The organism is Bradyrhizobium sp. (genome assembly GCF_019244115.1).
In the GTDB taxonomy this organism is placed as follows: domain Bacteria; phylum Pseudomonadota; class Alphaproteobacteria; order Rhizobiales; family Xanthobacteraceae; genus Bradyrhizobium.
The window spans coordinates 1-2,914 of record NZ_JAFATE010000886.1 but is presented as its reverse complement, the minus strand read 5'-3'; the positions used below and the strand labels follow the sequence as shown (position 1 = coordinate 2,914).

General features: G+C 66.4%; 1 protein-coding gene. It reads left to right on the top strand.

What is annotated here, in order from left to right; all coding sequences use genetic code 11:
- Positions 1 to 112: 112 nt before the first annotated feature.
- On the top strand, positions 113 to 2,914 hold a 2,802-nt coding region (locus JOZ76_RS37135), incomplete at its 3' end, for a tetratricopeptide repeat protein (RefSeq protein ID WP_291706336.1).

Sequence of the window (2,914 nt, the reverse complement as noted above, 5' to 3'; positions counted from 1 at the left end):
TCTGACGACGAACACAATGCAGCCTCCGCTCTTCACCACACTGGGAGCGCGGACTTGTTGTCGGAGACGATCTTTCGATAGGATTTTGCACCCCGTCGTGGAGGTCTTGAAGATGCGATCAGGCAAGGCTTCGAAGATCCGAGTCTGGCGCGCGCGCCGCGTTGCGAATGCGCGCGTGATCGTCGCGTTGAGTTGTTTGATCGGCGCGACCGCACCAGCGCTGGCATTGACGAAGGAAGCCGCGATCGAGCATTGTCGCATGACGATCGGCAAGCCCATCGTGATGGCCTGCATGCAGGCGAGCGGAGGTCGTGCGAACCTCGAGGATTGCCGCGCCAGGGCCAAGCCGAAAGTCGTCGCCTGCGTGATGGCGGCGCTCAATGCCGCCAACGGCCGCGCCAATGTCGCCATCGCGCTACCGACCGAGGCGGCGCCGAAGCCATCAGCAGGCGCGGCGCCCGCAGCGGGTTTCGTTGCGCCGCCACGAACCATTTCCGACGTGACCGCAATTCTCGACAATGAGAAACCGGATCTCAAGACGATCGAAGCGCTAAAAGACGACGCCAATGCCGCGCCGAGCGGCAAGGAATCGCGCGCCGATCTTGCGCAGTTCTATTTCGATCGCGCCAATGCGCGTGCGCAGCTCGGCCGCCTTGCGGACTCGATCACCGACATCAACAAGGCGATCGACGTCGGAGCCGGCGCCGTCACACCGCATTTGATGGGACGGCTGATGCAACTTGCGTCGGTGCAATATGGCGCAGCCGGCGAGCCGAAAAAAGCGCTGGAAATCCTGCAGCGCATGGTGCGCGAGATCAACAACCAGCCAGGCGCCAAGGGCCTGCAGTTTGCAACCAGCCGGCAGATCATCTCCATCCTCGTGCAGATGGCGGACATTCCGCAGGCCGAAGGCTATCTGCGCCGCAGCCTTGCTGGAATCCAGGAGGCGCGGACCAGCGGCTTGCCGCGATGGCGCGCGACCTATGACAGGTTCGGGCAAAGCTGGGAGTCCGACATCGAGTTCGGCCGAGGCATCATCCTGGAGGCGCGCGGCCAATACAGCGAAGCCGAGGCGGCCTATCGGGTCGCCGAGCTGCGCAAGCGCGCAAGCGTGAAGGCGGTCCTGGACGGCGACGACCCGCCATCCGAATCCTTGCTGCTGCAGGCGATCGATTCGACGGTTCTCAATCAGGCGCGGATGAAGGCCAGGCAGGGACGGCTCGAGGAAGCCGAGGTCGATGCCCGCCGCGCCCTGCTGTCGCGCCTGAAGGACACCGGCAAGTACAACGCGGCGATGCCGCGCTACGTTAGTGGCCTCGCGTCCATCCTGGTCGAGCAGGGCCGCTACACCGAGGCGGAGCAGCTCGCGCGCGTCGCCATCGAGATCAACAGGACGTTTGGCGTGGCGGAGGATTCGCCGTCGAGCGTCGGGCTGCTGTCGCAGCTCGGCGGCATTCTCACCATGCAGCGCAAGCCGGAAGCGGTCGAGATCTATGGCCGGATCGACAAGGCGATCGCGACCTGGGAGCCGCGGCCGCGCCAGATCTACGAGCTCAATCCCTCGCGGATCCTCGCGCTCTACAACTCGGGACAGCTCGATACCGGCATTGCGGCGGCCGAACGGCTGGTCGGCAACCTGACCGCGCGGATCGGCGAGGCGCATTTCGACACGGCGTCCGCTCATGGCTGGCTCGCTATCGGTCTCAGACGCGCGGGCCGGAACGCGGACGCGATCCGCGAGTTCAAGCTGGCTATCCCGGGGATGATGGCCGCCGCGCGCGAAAATGCCGATGACGACTCCTCGCTCCGGACGGCGCGCAGCCAGCGGCTGCAGGTCGTGGTCGAGGCCTATCTCGCGATGCTCGCCGCGGCGCACGATCCGGCCGCGGATGTCGGGGAAGAGACCTTTGGCCTCGCGGACGCCGTGCGCGGGCAGACCGTGCAGCAGGCGCTCGCGGCATCGAGCGCGCGCGCAGCAGCGCGCGACCCCGCGCTCGCCGAGCTCGTCCGCAAGGAGCAGGATCTCTCCAAGCAGCTCAATGCGCAGCTCGGCACGCTGACCAATGCGCTTTCGCTGTCATCGGAGGAACGCGACGAGAAGGCGATCCAGGCGATCAACGCCTCGATTGCCGGCCTGAAAGCGGACCGCCAGAAGGCGCGACAGGAAATCGTCAGGCGATTTCCGGCCTACGCCGAGCTGGTCGCGCCGAAACCGCCGACAGTGGCGGAGATCAGGGCAACGCTGGCCGAGGACGAGGCCATGCTGTCGTTCTATTTCGGCCAGAGCGGCAGTTTCGTCTGGGCCGTTCCCAAGAGCGGGCCGGTCGCGTTCGCGGCCATTGCGGCGAGAAGCGGCGAGATCGAAGGCAAGATACGCAAGCTGCGTGAGGCGCTGGAGCCTCAGGCGGCGATGATCTCGGATATCCCGCCGTTCGACCTGAGGCTCGCTTACGAGCTCTATCAGTTGATCCTGAAGCCGGTCGAAGCCGGCTGGAAGCCGGCCAAGAATCTGATCGTCGTCACCAACGGCGCACTCGGGCTGTTGCCGCTGTCGCTGCTGCCGACGGCGCCGGCGGAAGCCAAGGCCGATGACGATCCCCTGTTCGCGGGCTATCGCGAGGTGCCGTGGCTCGCGCGCACGCACGCGGTCGCGACGATCCCGTCCGCTGCGGCATTGCGCACGCTCCGGCAGCTGCCGCCGGGCCGGCCGGACCGCGAGGAGATCGTCGGTTTCGGCGATCCCTATTTCAGCAAGGACCAGGAGGCCGAGGCCGAACAGGACGCACCGAACCACCCGGACGCGGCGACCAAAGTCGCGGATGCCGGCGGCAATGTCACGCGCGGCGTGCCGTTGAAGCGGCGCAGCAGTCCCAAGCTCGACGGCGTCGACAACGCGGAACTTGCGCTGCTGCCG